19 protein-coding genes and 1 tRNA gene are annotated in these 17,681 nt (G+C 39.7%); 6 read left to right on the top strand and 14 right to left on the bottom strand.

The window, feature by feature from the left end:
* From tpiA to gap, 3 genes are all read right to left on the bottom strand, one after another.
* Positions 1–738 (bottom strand): triose-phosphate isomerase, encoded by a 738-nt coding sequence (tpiA, locus tag GSM42_RS18400; RefSeq protein ID WP_160803013.1) that lies wholly within the window; start codon positions 736–738, stop codon positions 1–3.
* A 12-nt stretch (positions 739–750) separates the two neighbouring features.
* Positions 751–1,935: a phosphoglycerate kinase gene (locus tag GSM42_RS18395; RefSeq protein WP_160803012.1), complete on the bottom strand. Its 1,185-nt coding sequence runs from the start codon at positions 1,933–1,935 to the stop codon at positions 751–753.
* 114 nt (positions 1,936–2,049) lie between these two features.
* Positions 2,050–3,060, bottom strand: coding sequence for a type I glyceraldehyde-3-phosphate dehydrogenase (gene gap, locus GSM42_RS18390; protein WP_160803011.1), 1,011 nt, complete (start codon positions 3,058–3,060; stop codon positions 2,050–2,052).
* A 401-nt stretch (positions 3,061–3,461) separates the two neighbouring features.
* Here gap and GSM42_RS18385 point away from each other — a divergent pair.
* Together GSM42_RS18385 and GSM42_RS18380 are read left to right on the top strand one after the other, a co-directional pair.
* Positions 3,462–3,536: transfer RNA gene (locus GSM42_RS18385), tRNA-Arg, on the top strand.
* Positions 3,537–3,953: 417 nt separating this feature from the next.
* Entirely contained in the window at positions 3,954–4,394 is a 441-nt protein-coding gene (locus GSM42_RS18380; protein WP_160803010.1) for a hypothetical protein, read from the top strand.
* Between the two features lie 1,146 nt (positions 4,395–5,540).
* On the opposite strand, the gene GSM42_RS18375 is transcribed toward GSM42_RS18380, so the two are convergent.
* Both GSM42_RS18375 and GSM42_RS18370 read right to left on the bottom strand, forming a co-directional pair.
* The gene (locus tag GSM42_RS18375; RefSeq protein ID WP_160803009.1) at positions 5,541–6,437 is read right to left on the bottom strand and encodes a diacylglycerol kinase; all 897 of its coding nucleotides are present in this window, start codon (positions 6,435–6,437) and stop codon (positions 5,541–5,543) included.
* 73 nt (positions 6,438–6,510) lie between these two features.
* Positions 6,511–6,654, bottom strand: a complete 144-nt coding sequence (locus GSM42_RS18370) for a hypothetical protein (protein ID WP_160803008.1) — start codon at positions 6,652–6,654, stop codon at positions 6,511–6,513.
* Between the two features lie 166 nt (positions 6,655–6,820).
* Here GSM42_RS18370 and clpP point away from each other — a divergent pair, with 166 nt between their 5' ends.
* Positions 6,821–7,408, top strand: a complete 588-nt coding sequence (gene clpP / locus GSM42_RS18365; RefSeq protein WP_160803007.1) for an ATP-dependent Clp endopeptidase proteolytic subunit ClpP — start codon at positions 6,821–6,823, stop codon at positions 7,406–7,408.
* Between the two features lie 150 nt (positions 7,409–7,558).
* Positions 7,559–9,019 (top strand): degradosome RNA helicase CshA, encoded by a 1,461-nt coding sequence (gene cshA / locus GSM42_RS18360; protein WP_160803006.1) that lies wholly within the window; start codon positions 7,559–7,561, stop codon positions 9,017–9,019.
* A gap of 360 nt (positions 9,020–9,379) precedes the next feature.
* Here cshA and GSM42_RS18355 read toward each other — a convergent pair whose 3' ends face one another.
* From GSM42_RS18355 to rapZ, 6 genes are all read right to left on the bottom strand, one after another.
* Entirely contained in the window at positions 9,380–9,733 is a 354-nt protein-coding gene (locus GSM42_RS18355) for a hypothetical protein (protein ID WP_160803005.1), read from the bottom strand.
* 47 nt (positions 9,734–9,780) lie between these two features.
* A complete protein-coding gene (locus tag GSM42_RS18350; RefSeq protein ID WP_160803004.1) occupies positions 9,781–10,452 on the bottom strand; it encodes a hypothetical protein in 672 nt (223 codons plus the stop codon).
* Positions 10,453–10,533: 81 nt separating this feature from the next.
* On the bottom strand, positions 10,534–10,791 hold the full coding sequence (locus tag GSM42_RS18345) for an HPr family phosphocarrier protein (protein WP_160803003.1): 258 nt from the start codon (positions 10,789–10,791) through the stop codon (positions 10,534–10,536).
* 2 nt (positions 10,792–10,793) lie between these two features.
* Complete coding sequence (whiA, locus tag GSM42_RS18340; protein WP_160803002.1) at positions 10,794–11,741, bottom strand: DNA-binding protein WhiA; 948 nt, start codon at positions 11,739–11,741, stop codon at positions 10,794–10,796.
* A gap of 64 nt (positions 11,742–11,805) precedes the next feature.
* Positions 11,806–12,789, bottom strand: coding sequence for a gluconeogenesis factor YvcK family protein (locus GSM42_RS18335; RefSeq protein ID WP_160803001.1), 984 nt, complete (start codon positions 12,787–12,789; stop codon positions 11,806–11,808).
* A gap of 7 nt (positions 12,790–12,796) precedes the next feature.
* A complete protein-coding gene (gene rapZ / locus GSM42_RS18330) occupies positions 12,797–13,669 on the bottom strand; it encodes an RNase adapter RapZ (RefSeq protein WP_160803000.1) in 873 nt (290 codons plus the stop codon).
* 477 nt (positions 13,670–14,146) lie between these two features.
* Between rapZ and GSM42_RS18325 the strand changes: the two genes are divergently transcribed.
* Both GSM42_RS18325 and GSM42_RS18320 read left to right on the top strand, forming a co-directional pair.
* A complete protein-coding gene (locus tag GSM42_RS18325) occupies positions 14,147–14,311 on the top strand; it encodes a hypothetical protein (RefSeq protein ID WP_160802999.1) in 165 nt (54 codons plus the stop codon).
* Positions 14,312–14,729: 418 nt separating this feature from the next.
* A complete protein-coding gene (locus GSM42_RS18320; protein WP_160802998.1) occupies positions 14,730–14,963 on the top strand; it encodes an MFS transporter in 234 nt (77 codons plus the stop codon).
* A 178-nt stretch (positions 14,964–15,141) separates the two neighbouring features.
* On the opposite strand, the gene GSM42_RS18315 is transcribed toward GSM42_RS18320, so the two are convergent.
* From GSM42_RS18315 to GSM42_RS18305, 3 genes are all read right to left on the bottom strand, one after another.
* Positions 15,142–16,314, bottom strand: coding sequence for a MalY/PatB family protein (locus GSM42_RS18315; RefSeq protein ID WP_160802997.1), 1,173 nt, complete (start codon positions 16,312–16,314; stop codon positions 15,142–15,144).
* A gap of 279 nt (positions 16,315–16,593) precedes the next feature.
* A complete protein-coding gene (locus tag GSM42_RS18310) occupies positions 16,594–16,752 on the bottom strand; it encodes a hypothetical protein (protein WP_160802996.1) in 159 nt (52 codons plus the stop codon).
* An 84-nt stretch (positions 16,753–16,836) separates the two neighbouring features.
* A complete protein-coding gene (locus GSM42_RS18305) occupies positions 16,837–17,238 on the bottom strand; it encodes a transposase (protein ID WP_160802995.1) in 402 nt (133 codons plus the stop codon).
* Between the last annotated feature and the right edge of the window lie 443 nt (positions 17,239–17,681).

Genomic DNA, 17,681 nt, shown 5'->3' with positions numbered 1-17,681 from the left:
TTACACCTCAACGAGCATTTTGTGGAACACATCGGGGTCAAGGCTAGCACCACCGACGAGCGCACCATCAATATTAGGCTGACTCATATATGCTGCAATATTTTCTGGTTTTACACTGCCACCATAAAGAATGCGAACCTTATCTTGGTATCTTTCAGGTAACAAAGAACGAATATAGGAGATGACATTTTCCGCATCTTCATCGGTTGCTGCAAGTCCCGACCCAATTGCCCAAACTGGTTCGTAAGCTATGATTAGTTTGCCCACTTCAACAGGACTTACATCCTCTAAAGCAGTGCGTAACTGCCGCTTCACTACTTCATTTGTTTTTCCCAGTTCTTTCTCTTCTAAGGTCTCTCCAATACAAAGAATAGGGGTTAAACCAGCAGTTAAAGCTGTACGCAGTTTCCGCCCTATCATCTCATCCGTTTCTGCGAAATAAGCACGTCTCTCCGAGTGACCGATAATCACATGGGTAACGTGGAGAGCTTTTAGCATCTGTACACTTACTTCTCCAGTAAAAGCTCCTTCTAGCTCCCAATGCACGTTTTGGGCACCTATTTGAATAGATGTACCTTCACATGCTTCTGTAAGCCATGGTAAGGCAGGATATGGAGCGCATATAACCACTTCTCGATCATCGGAAATGGTATGCTCATGGAACTGTCTTAGAAAATCTTTTGTTTCTAATATCGTTTTATACATCTTCCAGTTCCCTGCAAGTACAGGCTTGCGCATGACTGTACCCCCCTATTCTTTATCTGTTAATGCAACTACACCAGGTAACTCTTTTCCTTCTAGAAACTCTAGCGAAGCTCCACCACCAGTAGAGATATGATCAACTCGATCAGCAAGTCCTGATTTGACCAGTGCTGCTGCAGAATCTCCTCCACCAACAATGGAATATGCATGAGACTCAGCTAATGCCTCTGCTACACGATAGGTTCCTTGTGCAAATCTGTCCATCTCAAAAACACCCATTGGTCCATTCCATAGTACCAATTGTGAAGAGAGGACTGCATCGCGAAACTGTTCACTTGTTTTCGGGCCGATATCCAAGGCCATTTGATCCGCTGGGATGCTATCAATATTGACTGCTGTAGCAAGAGCGTCTGGAGCAAAACGATCAGCTGTCACTGCATCAATCGGCAGATAAAGCTTAACACCTTTGTCTTCAGCTTGTTGAATCAAACTTTTTGCTAAATCTAACTTATCTTCTTCTAACAAAGAGGTACCTATCTCATAACCTTGTGCCTTCACAAATGTAAATGCTAGACCCCCACCAATAAGCAAATTATCCACTTTTTGTAGTAGGTTTTGGATGACTTCAATCTTATCTTTTACTTTTGCTCCACCAATGATAGCAGTAAAAGGACGTTCTGGTTCGCCAATTGCTTTACCTAAAACTTCTAATTCTTTTTTGAGTAATAACCCTGCAACAGCAGGGATGTACGAAGCGATACCAGCAGTTGAGGCATGAGCGCGGTGAGCAGCTCCAAATGCATCATTGACAAATACATCTGCTAAGTCTGCAAAAGACTTCGCTAAGGCTGGATCATTTTTTTCCTCCCCAGCTTCAAAGCGAACATTTTCCAAGAGGAGAATCTCCCCGTCTTTTAACTGTTCTACAGCTTGGGCTACTTCAACACCTATTACTTGATCTACTTTTTTTACATCTTTGGAGAGTAACTCACTTAACCGTTTTGCTACTGGAGTAAGTCTAAATTCCTCTACCACTTGACCTTTTGGGCGGCCTAAATGACTAACAAGAATGATTTTTGCCCCTTGTTCGACCAAGTATTGGATGGTTGGGATAGCAGCACGAATCCTAGTATCATCTGCTACTTTCCCTTCCGTTAATGGAACATTAAAATCTACGCGGCAAAACACCCGCTTGCTATGTAGATCGACATCATAAACTGTAAGTTTATTCAAAGGTGATTTCCTCCCTCATTGACTGCATACAAAATCATCGATTACACAAATCGCTCTTGATTGTAACCGATCATTCCGCACCTTTCTACAGAGTAATCTGTTTCAATAAAAGGATTAAATGCCTTTTTCCAAAATAAAGTCAACTAGATCTACAACTCTGCAAGAATAACCCCACTCATTATCATACCATGCAAGTACTTTTACCATATTGTCTTCCAAAACCATGGTAGAAAGACCATCTACGATAGAAGAATGTGGATTTCCTTTGTAATCAATGGATACGAGTGGTTCATTGGAATATCCTAAGATGTTTTCCAATTCTCCTTCTGCTGCTGCTTTCAAAGCACTGTTTACCTCTTCTATGGTAACATTTTTGTCCAATTCAGCTACAAGGTCCACGATAGAAACAGTTGGTGAAGGAACGCGAATAGACATACCATTTAGCTTCCCTTTTAATTCAGGAAGAACAAGTGAAATTGCTTTTGCAGCACCAGTGGTAGTTGGGATCATGGACATCGCAGCAGCACGTGCACGACGAAGGTCTTTGTGAGGGAGATCGAGAATTTGTTGGTCATTGGTATAAGCATGTGCTGTTGTCATAAAACCGCGTTTCAGACCAAATTTTTCATGTAACACTTTTGCTACTGGAGCCAAACAGTTGGTGGTACAAGAAGCATTGGAAATCACATGATGGCTTTGTGCATCATATTTATCTTCATTTACACCTAATACAATCGTGATATCTTCATCAGTAGCAGGAGCGGAAATAATTACTTTTTTCGCACCAGCTTTGAGATGTTTCTCAGCATCAGCACGTTTGGTAAAACGACCTGTGGATTCAATGACAATATCGATGTTATCTTGTTCCCAAGATAGTTTTTCTGGATCACGTTCTGCTGTTACTTTCACCTCGTGATCGTTTACTTTAAAACCATTGTCGGATACTTTTACCGTTGCATCCAATGTACCATGTACAGAATCATATTTAAGTAAATGAGCCAATGTTTTGCTATCGGTAAGATCGTTCACAGTAACTACTTCTAAGTTTGGGTGATCGATCAGAGACCGGAAAACATTACGCCCAATTCTTCCAAATCCATTAATTGCTACTCTGCCTTTGCCCATAAATATTTCCTCCTTATACGCATTCCTTAGTAGTATGACCAAAAAAATACCATTTCAAATAAATAAAAACAGTCCTTTTGGACTGTTAACGATGAAAGGCACCCATCATCTTTTCAGACGGGAGTTGAAATTGTTATCTGATCTCTAACGTGTAAGACATATCGTCTATGGAAACCGCTTACTATCACTTGTGTGATAACATCTTTCGTTTTCTAGTGAGATCACCATCAACCAACTCCTATCACCTTAAGAAACGATGTATAGGATCAATCACTGTCAACAAAAATCATTACATCTTTAAATTACTATATTTTAGGGTATAGGTAAACCACAAATTGTACACTTTTTTTATTCTTGTACATATAGCACGTAACATGGTATAATAACGGTTGTTCTATCATGCGCCTATAGCTCAGGGGATAGAGCACCGGTCTCCGGAACCGGGTGCCCAGGTTCGAATCCTGGTAGGCGCACCATCTAGCGATGTCTTAACTTAAGCGTTTATTTTAAACGTCGAAAAGCGTTAAATTAACGTAATGGAATGTGTCAAACGTCCTCGCTTCATCTGTATCAGATGAAGCGAGGACGTTTTTATTATAACCGAAACACCTCGCAGATTACTAGTTAGAAACGTAAAGGTAAAACCCATATTAGCGCTTGTAAAACAATATACCCTGTCATTAATAATTCCTATGAAATCAAGCTGAAGGAAACCTAGGACTTTTTAATAACCCAAAAGCGGAATAAATACACCCTCGTAACCTTCAACAACAAATGAGCATTATCAAATCGAGATCCATATGAAATTCGCCATATTGCCAGCAACTTTCCACAAAATGAATTATTCGATATAATAAAATCATTCACCTGTAAGTTTGGCTCAAGGAGCTCTCATGGAAATCACGCACACGCACGACCTGAACAACATCACCCTCCACGAGTACAACTCAGGGACGATGGACGTAGTCGCCGAGCATGTAGACTGGAGTTTCAACGCGCACGACGATCGATTCTATTTCCAGGCCCTGGGTGGGGGTGTTCCGGTTAATCGTATGGAAGTCACCATCCGGTCGGCTCAGTACAATCGAGAGCTCCGGATCAACGACTTCTACAAGGCCAGAACGCTCCCGACACAGGATCAGACGTTCGCAGAAGCGTACGGCCACATGGAGGCCTACTTCATCATCCGTGGAGGACGCATCACGGTCCGCAACCACGAGGGAAAGGACGTCATCTACCCGGTTCCGGAAAACCGATTCCTTCACCTCATCCGAAAGGATGGGAAGTGGATCACCTACAAGCTCGAGGGCGGCATGTTCGATCCCAAATTGTGATGGTAGTGGTTCAATGGTCGAGCACTTGTGTTTGACCTACAGGCGTCCCCTCTGGATAACCAGTGTTGTTATCCAGAGGCCTGAAATATATGAAACGTTATAAATAGATCACTGTTCGCAAAAACACGCGTACACGAGAAGCGAGAACGTGGATTTTTAAAATATTCATTTTATTCAATCGTTTTTTCATGTTGTTGGTCTTGAGATTGACAAAAAAGATCATCTTACTTGTTTCAATCATTTTTAACCCTAGAGGCGTCGAAATATAGCCTCGATCCAGATACCCGAAATTTGCCGACAATTGGTTTAAACTGGGGGTATTGCATAAACTCGTGCATAGCTGTAAGGGATACATCATTTAACGTACGGTATACGTAATAATTAACACAATTGAGCGTTTTTACATAGCGAAAATTATTTATTAACGGTCTACGGACCGAGTTCCCAGGTTCGAATCTTGGTAGACACACCCATGAAAAGAGAGACGTTTTTAAAAAACGTCTCTCTCATTCCATGCTCTTCACTAATTTTCGTTTTCCTCAGTATCATTCTTATCACACCATTATCTATATAAATAAAATCACATTCGGGCCCAGCACAGAAAGAAGGAGGCTAACTAGTACCAGTGCCATCAACTTTTTCTATACTGGGGTGAGTCCCTCAGGATCGTTGGAAAGGCATTACCATCGCGTTCAGAAGGGCGAAGCGAATGTCTTCGATCCTCCGAGCGTTCTGGATCGCCTTGTATTGCATGTTTGCATTCATCAGAGACTTGACGGCTCTGTCGTCTGCATTGCGAACACGCAACCCCGGCTCGATGAGCATGGACCACACGTGATGGAGAGCAAGCGACCGGAAGTCTTCCAGAACCTGCACCGATCCCATGGTCACTAGTACCTACTTTCTACCCCTGTCAGGGACTCGTTGTGCTGTACTTATATTATATAATACCTTGTATGTAGGTAACAAAAAATTCGCCCTTGTTAGAATAATAATCAAGCTGAATATCTTTCAGTAGGATCTTTCATCAAAAAACCTTTTTAGACTATCAAAAATTACTAAATATACAGAATAACTTCATCATCCTTCATATTTTTATGTGAGAATACAACTCACCCTTAAAGTCGTTTGACCTTTTTAGATAATTTATTTTATGTGCATATTCGGGACAAAAATCTCGATATGATGCTGTAAATTTACAAAATTTGCAGGAGCATCACCACCATACTCCCCATCTAAATTGATTTGCATACGCTCCTTGGCATTCACCCTGATAGTACTTGCTTTTTCATAAATAATATTTGGATCACTAATATGTTCCCCACGGATCGCCAAAGTAGCAATTCTTATTAAATCGGTCAGATGGGTCTTCTTCAATATCAGTAAGGAGAACTTACCATCTTGTACGTTTGAGTCTGGCGCCAACGTCTCAAATCCACCAACAGAGTTCGTATTTGCAACGAGAAAAAGCATGATATCTCCTTCAAAAATTTTCCCATCATATTCTATTGTGACTTCAGTTGATTTTAGTGAAGGAATCATCTCTATTCCTTTTAGGTAATAGGCAAGCTGTCCTAATCCTGTTTTTAGTTTACTTGGAACTCCATAGGTTAGTTCTGTAAGGTGTCCTCCCCCTGCAATATTCATAAAGTACCGAGAATTCATTTTCCCAATATCAACTGGTATGAAATTTCCCTCGACGATTATATTTACGGCCTTATCTACTATGCGCGGAATATGAAGCGCTCGTGCAAAGTCATTTGATGTACCTACTGGAATCACGCCAAGCTTCGGTCGAATCAATGAATTAGCCAGCCCATTTATCACTTCATTAATAGTGCCATCTCCACCAGCAGCTATTACAATTTCGTAGCCTCGAGTAGAAGCTAATTTTGCTTCTGCTTCCGCATCTCCTTTACCAGTTGTCTCATGACAGGATGTTTCGTAGCCAGCCTTCTCAAGTTTCACCAAAACTTCTGGTAATTCTCGTTTAAAAAGTTCCCTCCCAGAAGAAGGATTATAAATTATTCTTGCTCTTTTCAATTTAATCACCACGATTAACAATTTATAAAATTCTATACTACTTTGCTTTATTAAAAATTTATTTTTCGACAAGTCAAACTGCTTGAAATATTAGCTTCAAATGTTCTTGTCTTTCAACTATACCTTCTGCTCGATAACTTTTCAAAGTGATCTCTTCACTCCCATTGGAAAAATAAAAATGAAGGACATGTTGGCGATTGAAAAACTTGATCCCCATACCTCCTTCTTATGCTGACTATTGTAAATGATAAATGGGCAAAACTGTAATGTTTAAACCTACAATCAGAGAATTAAAATCTCCCTATATTTCATTTGACCTTTTTTGACCAATGAGGTATGATAGTTTCGTAGCAAGATATTTCTTACATATGGAGGAGACTGACATGATGAATAACCTAATACCAATGGTAGTAGAACAAACAAACCGTGGTGAGCGCTCCTATGATATATACTCTCGACTACTAAAAGATCGTATTATTTTATTGGGCAGTGCAATCGATGATGATGTAGCGAACGTAGTTGTTGCTCAGTTGCTGTTTCTTGCAGCAGAAGATCCAGAAAAAGATATTCATTTATATATTAATTCTCCTGGTGGTTCTATCACAGCAGGTATGGCTATTTATGACACCATGCAATTTATTAAACCAGATGTAGAAACCAACTGTATCGGAATAGCAGCTTCGATGGGTTCATTCTTGTTAGCAGCAGGTGCAAAAGGAAAACGTTTTGCCCTACCTAACAGTGAAGTGATGATTCACCAACCACTTGGCGGTGCCCAAGGCCAAGCATCTGATATCGAAATTCGCGCAAAACGTATTATTAAAATGCGTGATAAGTTAAATAAATTGTATTCTGAGTTTACCGGCCAACCTATCGAACGAATTGCAAAAGACACAGATCGCGACAACTTTATGAGTGCCGAAGAAGCACTTGAATATGGTCTAATTGACAAAGTAATTGAAAAGAAATAAGATGAACAAATAAGATGAATCGAAATCCACCCGTCGAGGTGGATTTTTTGCGGGATTTAAAAGATAAGATTTTTACATCCGGCAACATAGGATGAGATTTTATACAAATAATAAAAGAAACAACTAAAAAACAAAGGAGTTTTACACACATTGAAACCTTTTTCAGATTTAGGATTAAGCCCACAACTTCTTCAAGCCATCCACCAAATGGGATATGAAGAAGCCACAGATATCCAAGCAGAAACAATTCCGAACACTATTTCCGGGAAAGATCTTATTGGCCAAGCACAAACAGGAACAGGGAAAACCGCAGCTTTTGGCATCCCACTTGTTGAGCGCATCGATACGCAAAACGACAGCATTCAAGCTTTGGTCATCGCTCCAACACGGGAGCTCGCTATCCAAGTGGCTGAAGAGTTAAATCGGATTGGTCAATTTAAACGTGTTCGCGCCCTACCAGTTTATGGTGGTCAAGATATCGATCGTCAGATTCGTGCACTCAAAAAACGTCCTCAAGTCATTGTTGGTACTCCAGGAAGATTACAAGATCATCTCCGTCGCAAAACGATTCGCCTACAAAACATACAGATCGTTGTACTTGATGAAGCAGATGAAATGCTTAACATGGGCTTTATCGAAGATATCGAGGCGATTTTGGCTCAAGCTCCTACAGAAAGACAAACATTGCTCTTCTCTGCTACTATGCCTGACCAGATTCGTAAATTAGCAAACAAATTTATGATTGATCCTATGCAGGTAAAAGTGAAAGCAAAAGAAGTCACAATGCCAAATATCGAGCAATCTTTTATCGAGTTAGCTCCAAATCAGAAGTTTGATGTTTTGTGTAACCTGCTCGATATTCAATCTCCAGAACTCGCTATCGTTTTTGGTCGTACTAAGAAGCGCGTAGACGAACTGACAGAGGCTCTAAACAAGCGTGGATACGCAGCTGAAGGTCTACATGGTGATCTCAATCAATCACGGCGTGACACCGTCGTACGACGATTTAAAGAAGGTACCATCGATATTATGGTCGCAACGGATGTCGCAGCGCGTGGGCTCGATATCTCTGGTGTCACACATGTCTATAACTTCGATATTCCACAAGAACCAGAAAGCTACGTTCACCGTATCGGAAGAACCGGCCGTGCTGGTAAAACTGGGGTAGCTATCACCTTTGTAAGTTATCGTGAAATGGATCATCTTCGTTATATCGAACGAATGACCAAAAAGAAAATCAAACGCGAAGCGATCCCAACCATTAATGAAGCATTAGAGGGACAACAATTTACAGCAATGGAAAACTTGCGCAGTACTGTGGAAGAGAAAAATTACGGTTCTTATCGAGAACTTGCTAAGAAATTGTTGGATGAGCATGATTCCATTGCGCTCGTTGCAGCGGCACTCAAGATGCTCACCAAAGAACCAAACAAAACCAAAGTGAGCCTTTCTGATCTTAATGCACCAGGCAGATTACGTACACCAAAAAGAAAAACAGAGAGACAAACCTTCCCAAAAACAAAGCGAAATACTGGTAAAGGCGGATCTTACGCTTCTGGAAAACAAAAAAATCGTTTTTTTGATAAAAAGAAGAAGTCCAAAAATAGATAGTTTTCTTTACTCTAGTTTGTACTCCCGTTATAATCAAAACTAACTATGTTATAGTACCGCAAGAGACAGTGGAGATGTGGAAATTGGGGTGGCAAAGGGTCATTCTACCACCTTCAAAGTTTCTTGCACAGCCAGTCAAGTTGGTACGGTATCCCTACAAGGACACTCGGTAGCCGAAATACTCTAGTTTTGTTCGGTGTTCACCCTATAAAACAGAGTGGCAACCATCCTCTCATTCCTGTTCGGAAAACCCACAAGACAGACTGGCAGCCGGTCGCGAGTCAAGTACGGGATTGACATGCCTCCCCTACTAAGACACGCCACCGGCACTCATATCTAAAAATACAGCCGAACCTAATATCAGGTTCGGCTTTCTTCTGCTGGATGAATATGAAGGATGAACGGATTAAGAGGTGCGGATTGTGTCACTACTCTTCTCACTTGTGCTTCAATCATCGCATAATCACTCTGCTTTACACCTGGTCTTACATATACATCCATGATGATATTTTTCCCTGTGTACTCTATCTTTGCTTGATGTACAGCATCAACTGTTTTTGCTGCTTGCACCATCTTACTCTCTGGATAACTTACATAACTGTAGGAACGAGTATCATTGTCCAAGCCTGTTCTTTTCTCTGGAGCTGTTGTCCGTTGACATCCAGCTGCCAATAAACCTACACATAAAATAATCCAACCTATTTGACGAAGCATTTTTCACATCCACCTCCTACTGATAGTTTGTCTAGGTGGAAAGCTCCTCATGCTTCAAATAAGTTGGATGTATAATCTTCCTGCTTCAATTTATATTCCGTTAGGACAAGAACCGCCAAAAAGACCAGTTCTGTAAACGATCCGAGTGCGTAAAATCCTAATAGAGACGAGACTATTCCCAGTGAAATGACCATAAAACACCCAAGTATCAGAAATGGCCATTCCATTTTCCTCCATATTACAACGGAAGCAAATATCATGGGTATAATAGCAAAGAAAAATGTAATGGAGAACGGAGAATCACTAATAATATATCGATCTATCCCATTTATTGAAATAGCTTCCATTTTCACCCACAAAAAATCATGAAATATACCTACGATAGTTAAGATAAGTGTATAAAGATGGAAAGAAACTTTTACGATAATACTTTCTACCCATCTAGCATCTGTACGACGAAGAAAATCGAGAGATACAAATACCAAAGACGGTATTAAAAATACATGAAATAAATACCGTATCATGCTCAGTGTTTCCAATGTTTCTCCAAAACCAATCAAGCGACCAAACGCTAATATCAGGTTATCATAGGTAAGGGCAATGACAAGAAAAAATACCCATGCTGTCCCCCAAAAAGGAGATTCCTGAAAGAAGCGAAAACAACAGATGAATAAAACAATGCAACCCAACACAAAAAGAGGGTAAAGTAGAATATCCATGCTGTCCTCCATATATTCTTCTATCACCCTCCATCATAACAAAGATAAATGGAATACCTTGTTACAATTGTGACACTCTATTTAATTTTCCCCTCGGACGATCCCAATCAACCGTTCTACAGCTTCTTGTTCATCTCGTCCTGTAGCCTCAATTGTAATCTCGGTACCTTTTGAAACTGCTAAACTCATAACTCCCATGATACTTTTGGCATTCACTTTCGCTGTACCTTTGATTACATGAATCTCCGACGAAAAACGGCCAGCTTCTCGAACAAAGTATGCTGCTGGACGGGCATGTAGGCCAACATCTAACTTTACGATTACAGTCTGTTTATACACTTTTACGTCTCCCCCAATTTATCTCGTAGTTGTTTGGCCAGCTCATCAATCTTTCGCATACGGTGATTCACCGCAGATTTGCTAATTTTTCCGCTTGGTATCAACTCACCAAGTTCTGTAAAATTCACTTCTGGATATTGCAATCTCAGCTCTGCAACTTCCCGTAATTTATCTGGTATATTTTCCAATCCAAAGTGCTCTGCTATTAGTTCAATATTTTCCTTCTGTCTAATAGCTGCTTGGACTGTCTTGTTTAAATTAGCTGTTTCACAGTTAACCAATCGATTAACTGAATTTCGCATATCTTTCATTATGCGAACGTTTTCAAAGTGTAACAGTGATGGATGAGCTCCTATAATATTTAGGAATTCTCCAATTTTGTCTCCCTCTTTCATGTAAACAATATACCCTTTTTTTCGTTCAATCATCTTTGCGTGTAAGTGGTATTCTTCCATCAACGTTTGTAGTGCTTCTGCGTGATCATGATAAGTAGTCATGATCTCCAAATGATAAGAACCACTATCTGGGTTGTTAACAGACCCTCCTGCTAAAAAAGCTCCACGCAAGTATGATCGTTTACAGCAAGGTTTTGCTATTAAATCGGAAGAAATCCCAGCGATTCGCTCCCAACCATCTGCTTCAAATATTGCTAAATCTGTTAGCACTTTTGCTGAATTTTGATGAAGGCGAATAGAATAGACATTATTTTTTTTTAGTCGTATCTTTTTTCGAACAAGAACCTCTGGTTGTACTTGATACATCCCTCTGAGCAACGAAAACATATGCCTAGCTGTAGAAGGACTTTCTGTAATTAATTCTACCATCAGTTGTTTATCTTTAATTTCCAGCATTCCATTCATGCGAACAAGAGCTGAGAGCTCTGCCTTTTTGCAGCATGCTTTGGTTTCTATTTTGGTTAGCTCTTTTTTTGTTTCAGAAGTAAACGACATGATTGATCCCTTCTACTACCTATACTTACCATCCATTTTAAAGGATTTTTTCGCATATCTGCAACTACACACCTTGAAATTCACGCAATCTCCCACGCACAATTCTCAAAATGTGTTTACTAATCCGGTATGCGTCGTGTCTTACTAGAGAACGGTAAAGCAATAAGTTATCCATAAGAGGATGACAACCTAATCGCATGATCTCTTCTACATCAGGTAAAACCATATTTTGTTGACTACTTGCATACCTTTCTTTTAAAAAAGAAGGAGGTACTTCATTGTTAAGCAATGTAAAATCAAATAAATCCGGACCTACGTGATCATATATCACTCGAATATGGTCACTTGCAGAAAATCTATCCGTCTCTCCATGCTGTGTCATAATGTTACAAATATAAATTTTGCACGCATTTGATTTCCTAATTTCATCTGCCATCCCTTTTACAAGGAGATTGGGAAGAATACTCGTGTAGAGACTTCCAGGCCCTACTACAATTCCATCAGCTTCTCGAATAGCCTCTATTGCCTCTTCTTGAGGTTTTGGACTGGGTGGATGGAGAAACACTCGTCGTATTTTTTTTCCAGCTTTCGGAATCTGCGATTCCCCTTTGACAATCGAACCATCTATCATTTCCGCTAAGAGCACTACATCTTGTTCACTTGCAGGAAAAACTCTTCCATTTATCGCAAGCACTCTACTCAGCTCTTTAATTGCCGTGGTAAAATCACCTGTAATCTCTTGCATGGCAGCAATCATTAAATTTCCTAAATTATGTCCTGCTAGTCCGTTTCCATTTTGAAAGCGATGCTGGAAAACCTTTTCTAATAACGGTTCCGTATCAGCCATCGCGATAAGCACATTTCGTATATCGCCTGGAGGAGGCATCTGTAGGTCATTTCTCAATCTGCCTGAACTCCCACCATCATCTGCAACCGTAACTATTGCAGTGATCTCTACAGGGAATTTCTTTAAACCTCTTAGTAAGACAGACAGACCAGTCCCCCCACCAATACAGACAATACGGGGGTATTGTTTATTCCGTTTCATACATGTGTTAACCGCCTTTCTCCATATCTCGGTGCTTCACTTGGCATCTTTCCTGATCTTTCAATGTATGATATAGATGCTCGGCAATTGCCACAGAACGGTGCTTACCACCCGTACAACCAATTGCTGCTACTAGTTGTGATTTTCCTTCCTTTTTGTATTGAGGAATAAGAAAAGTAAGCAAATCCGTTATTTTATTTAGGAAAATTTGCGTTTCTTCCCATTTCATTACATAATCAGAGACAATTTTTTCTCTACCCGTTTGTGGTCTTAGTTCATCAATATAATGTGGATTTGGTAAAAATCTTACATCAAATACCAAATCAGCATCAATTGGAATCCCATGTTTAAAACCAAAAGACATAAAGGTAACAAAGGCCTCTGATTTTGAAGCATTTTGTAAATCTTGAATCTGTTGTTTAAGCTCTAAAGGACGGAGTCTACTCGTATCGATTACATTGTTTGCCTTTTCCCGGAGCTCTTGTAGTAAAGCTCTTTCTTGACGGATTCCGTCTAGAGGTGTTCCTCCAATTGCTAGTGGATGTCTTCTTCTTGTCTCTTTGTAGCGTCGTACAAGTGTATCATCGTCCGCTTCCAAAAACAGAATTTGATGCGATATTCCATGTTGTTCTTCTAACTGCCTCAAGGAATCCAATAATGTTGCAAAAAACGCCCTGCCTCGTAAATCAATGATAAGTGCTACTTTTTGTAGTTTTCCATTCGACTGCCCTAATAATTCAGCGAACTTAGAGATAAGTATAGGGGGGAGATTGTCGATACAAAAGTAACCAAGATCTTCAAAGCACTGAGCTGCAACTGTTTTTCCTGCACCTGACATACCAGTTACTACAATAAGTTGTACTCCATTATGTTCCTGCATGGCCCCACACTCCGCTCATTTATATCTGTATTACTATAGCACCTTTTTCATCAAGAAAAAAGCGAGGGAGCTGATGAAGCGTTACATTGGCATAAAGTATCATATTTAATATAAATATAATACTTTATAAGTAGTTTTTACTAGTGAATTTTTTATAGATAACTTTGGGAAAAATAAAAGCTTTAGATCAAGGTAAACTGGTACTCCCTACATCACATTTGAAATAAATGATGGTAACCATGAAAGTAATGCAGGGAAAAAGCATGGTTGTTTGTTCTAAACTATTAAGTGAATAGAAAACAGACAGAGCCTGCCAAATGGTACCATTTGGCAGGCTCTGTCTGTTTTATGTAATTTCTGTGCTTTGTATGGGGCTATTTTCATCTATTGCTGCCAAAATGTAAATCGGATTGGTATCGAGCGAACCATTTGTATGGGCGCTAGGATTAATCGGACTCGGAACGATTTTACGATTTTTTGCCTACAAACACACCACTCATGATTACTACAACCTTTTTTTCTGGCACTGACATCGCAGCAGTAGGATCTTTGTTAACAGGTTTCATTAAGCGTTATTTACAAATCCCAGCAATGATAGCTGTTTACACAATGGCATTAACCATTGGAGCTGCATTGGCTTAAGGTCTAACTTTTCCTCTTTCACCAGCGTTCAATTTTTGGCAAGGTGCTTTAGCAATTTGGTCTATCTTTGCAATTATTGCTGTTCCCATCTGTGGATCTTTTGTGCTGCGCCCTTTGCAATCAGATCAAAAACAATTCTATTCACAAAAGCCAAATACAATGCCCTGGAAACAAAGAAGCTTGGCTACTAACTATTACGTTTGGTCTACTTGCAATGTTATTTTATTCCGTTACCGCATGGCTACCTCCCATCATACAGAGTATGGGGTATAGCAAAGTATATGCTGGTAATTTATTAACAATATTTGCGTTATACAAATTCCAGTCGAGTTAATACTTCCGAAGCTTCTAGAAGTATATCTATCTCGATTGCTTTGGATGTCTTTCGCTGCGATGGATCGAATTACTTGGTTTTAGTATGTTATTTGTCTCACTGCAACCATGGCTTGCAGCTGCATTTATTGGTATTGGAGCAGGTACATTGTTTTTGCTGAGTCTTCTTTCTATTGACATAACAAAAAGCTCAGAAGAAGCTGCATCTTGGTCAGCTTTGATTCAATCCGTTGGATACGTAAACGGTGCAGCTGGTCCATTCATCATTGGCTTACTACATGATACAACGAATAGTGTAATATACCTATCGTCGGAATAATTAGTATTAACTGTCTCATGATTATCATGCAAATGTTTCGCTGTTCTCAAACCACACCAAATGATCTGAACATAGGATGAATGTTCTCAATAAACATTCATTTTTTCAGTAAAAGGAGCCAATCTGCATGGATTGGCTCCTTTTACTATATGATAGATTCTTATAGTTTCATCTTTCTTTAATAGTTTTTAACAGCTACACTCATTCGTTTTAAAGCTTCTTGAAGAACAGCTCGAGGAGTCCCAATATTCAAACGAAGGAATCCAGCACCTTCCATGCCAAAGGTTTTACCAAAAACAGGCGCAACTTTTGCTTCTTTTATCATACATTTCATTAGAGTTGGTGTATCAAATGGTAAATCTTTACAATCCAGCCAAGCCAAATATGTTCCTTCTGCTTGAATAACTTTTATCTCTGGAACATGCTCTTTAAAATAGGATTGTACCAATTGAAAATTATCCTGTATATAATCCATACATTGTTCTAACCAGTCAGCCCCAAAACGATATGCACTTTCTGTTGCAATAATTCCAAAGGTATTGCTAAATTGCAGAAAATGACTTTCTAAGGCTTTTTGAAAATGAGTTCGCAATTTTTCATTTGCTATGATGACGTTGGCTGTTTGGATGCCTGGTAAATTAAAAGTTTTCGTAGGCGCATTACAGATAATAGACCTTTGTGCTAATTCTTCCGAAATAGACGCTAAAGGAATATGTTTATTACCTTTATATACAAGATCAGAGTGAATTTCATCAGCAACAATGAGAACATCTCTTTCCCCACACATCTTCGCTAGTTGAGTCAATTCTTCTTTACTCCACACTCGACCAACTGGATTATGCGGACTACATAATATGAATAGTTTTACCCCTAGATCTAGCTTCCTTTCCAAATCGGCGAAATCAATAAAATACCGATTGTTTTCATATTTCAAAGGATTAGTGATTAACTTTCTATTGTTTTTTGTAACCACTTCGAAAAAAGGGGCATACACAGGAGGCTGAACGAGAATTAAATCATTTGGCTTCGTAAAATGAGTGATAACTAAACTGATAGCTGGCATTACACCCGGGCTATAACAAATCCATTCTTTTGGAACTTCCCATTGATGTTTCTCTCTCATCCAGTTCGTAATCGCTTCATAATAGGAGTCCATACGCGTGTTATAACCAAATATTCCATGTTCGATTCGTTTCTGCATTGCCTCTATAACAACATGGGGTGATTGAAAGTCCATATCAGCAACCCATAGTGGCAGTAAGTCGGATTCACCATAAATATGTTCTACTTCGTCCCATTTTTCAGAAGAAGTTTGGTATCGATTAATGACTTGATCAAAGTTGTATTTCATCAGGAAGCTCCCTACATCTCTAAGTTTTGAAATGGAATAGCTACTGTCCTATTCTACATAATTTACTATTAAGTAGTAAATAATTATCCTCAAAATGAATTTGTCCCAATTCTCATTCATATCGGTGAAATGGAGTGAAATTATAGCTAAGTGTTATTGACCATGGTTTTTATTACGTTACAATTAATCTAATTTGAACTCTCACTCCACCTACGCTAAGCTTAGAGGTGGTGGGGGATACTTGGATAGTCTTCAGTACCCCAAGGAAGTGAATCAAGCTCAAACCATAGTCCCAACGGCGACTACTCTTAATCCTTCTTGCAAGATATTCGTAGCTGCGTTGATGTCTCGATCATGAGAAACGCTGCATGCTGGGAATGTCCGTCCTAGTGTTCTGCCGAACCATTGTGCTTTGTAATCGAGCATGGAAACAAACATCGGTGATGGACTTCGCTAAATGATGATTCTTCACCATGTTCTTCACTTGCAAATCTTCCGCGCTGATTACTTGGTTTTCGTGAATCAACTTCGTAGAGAGCTTTGAAGGAAATCATGACACTGATTCGTGATCTTCCCATGAATCTTCGTTACTTGGATACGTGCTTTTTGCCAGTTAGAGCCACCTTTTGTACGTCTACACACGGTTCGATGCGCTTTTGCTAATTGTTGCTCGTATTTTCGAAAATATGTGGGAGCGTTTACTTTCTCCCCATCCGAAAGGATGGAAGAATGCTTCAATCCTAAGTCGATTCTGACCACTTTATATTTCTCCACTGGAATATAGGGACAGTAGTTTCGCTCATAAAGAACCGAAACAAAATATTTCCGATGGCGTATGGCGAACAGTAATTCAATTCTCTGAAAGCGAAGCTGATCGCCAAGGAAAAGGAACTCGTGAAAAGCTCGTTGCGCAGATCCATTCATTCTTCACACCCAACGTCGAAAAAAAGCAAAGGGACCAAAGGATCAGCTCTAGCAATTGATCAACGATCCTATCAAACAAAGATTTAAGGATATTAAAAGCCCTTGGAAGTGATCGATAAGAAGCTGAGGAAGCAGTTCCCTGATTCTGACTTTAGGCTAACAGTCACTTCCTATCATGCTTTCATCGCTGGAGTCCAGAGTTCGATTCTGACTGATGAGGCTATGGATTACTGGGTAACGAACTATAAAGGGTCGAAGTGGATTTATCGATGACAGGTCCATTCGCTAACTGGCATTGTGTGAAGCATTCATCCAGACTAGCTCTACAGTATTTTTATAGAAAGATAAATTGGGAACAGGAAGCTCCAATCAGTTTGAGAGATGGTGTTTTATCCAAAATTCGAAAATAATTACTAGACATTACGTAATAAAACAAGTGAAAA

This window comes from Shimazuella alba (genome assembly GCF_009831235.1).
GTDB classification, from domain to species: domain Bacteria; phylum Bacillota; class Bacilli; order Thermoactinomycetales; family Thermoactinomycetaceae; genus Shimazuella; species Shimazuella alba.
This window is presented reverse-complemented; position numbering and strand designations above follow the sequence as displayed.

Excerpts from the sequence above, each read along its gene's own strand:
- gap (WP_160803011.1), bottom strand. The coding sequence starts at position 3,060 with ATGGGCAAAGGCAGAGTAGCAATTAATGGATTTGGAAGAATTGGGCGT.
- clpP (WP_160803007.1), top strand. The coding sequence starts at position 6,821 with ATGATGAATAACCTAATACCAATGGTAGTAGAACAAACAAACCGTGGT.
- GSM42_RS18370 (WP_160803008.1), bottom strand. The coding sequence starts at position 6,654 with ATGGGGATCAAGTTTTTCAATCGCCAACATGTCCTTCATTTTTATTTT.
- GSM42_RS18310 (WP_160802996.1), bottom strand. The coding sequence starts at position 16,752 with ATGTTTGTTTCCATGCTCGATTACAAAGCACAATGGTTCGGCAGAACA.
- GSM42_RS18355 (WP_160803005.1), bottom strand. The coding sequence starts at position 9,733 with ATGCTTCGTCAAATAGGTTGGATTATTTTATGTGTAGGTTTATTGGCA.
- whiA (WP_160803002.1), bottom strand. The coding sequence starts at position 11,741 with ATGTCGTTTACTTCTGAAACAAAAAAAGAGCTAACCAAAATAGAAACC.
- GSM42_RS18380 (WP_160803010.1), top strand. The coding sequence starts at position 3,954 with ATGGAAATCACGCACACGCACGACCTGAACAACATCACCCTCCACGAG.
- rapZ (WP_160803000.1), bottom strand. The coding sequence starts at position 13,669 with ATGCAGGAACATAATGGAGTACAACTTATTGTAGTAACTGGTATGTCA.
- GSM42_RS18320 (WP_160802998.1), top strand. The coding sequence starts at position 14,730 with ATGTTATTTGTCTCACTGCAACCATGGCTTGCAGCTGCATTTATTGGT.
- GSM42_RS18335 (WP_160803001.1), bottom strand. The coding sequence starts at position 12,789 with ATGAAACGGAATAAACAATACCCCCGTATTGTCTGTATTGGTGGGGGG.
- GSM42_RS18305 (WP_160802995.1), bottom strand. The coding sequence starts at position 17,238 with ATGAATGGATCTGCGCAACGAGCTTTTCACGAGTTCCTTTTCCTTGGC.
- GSM42_RS18350 (WP_160803004.1), bottom strand. The coding sequence starts at position 10,452 with ATGGATATTCTACTTTACCCTCTTTTTGTGTTGGGTTGCATTGTTTTA.
- GSM42_RS18315 (WP_160802997.1), bottom strand. The coding sequence starts at position 16,314 with ATGAAATACAACTTTGATCAAGTCATTAATCGATACCAAACTTCTTCT.
- tpiA (WP_160803013.1), bottom strand. The coding sequence starts at position 738 with ATGCGCAAGCCTGTACTTGCAGGGAACTGGAAGATGTATAAAACGATA.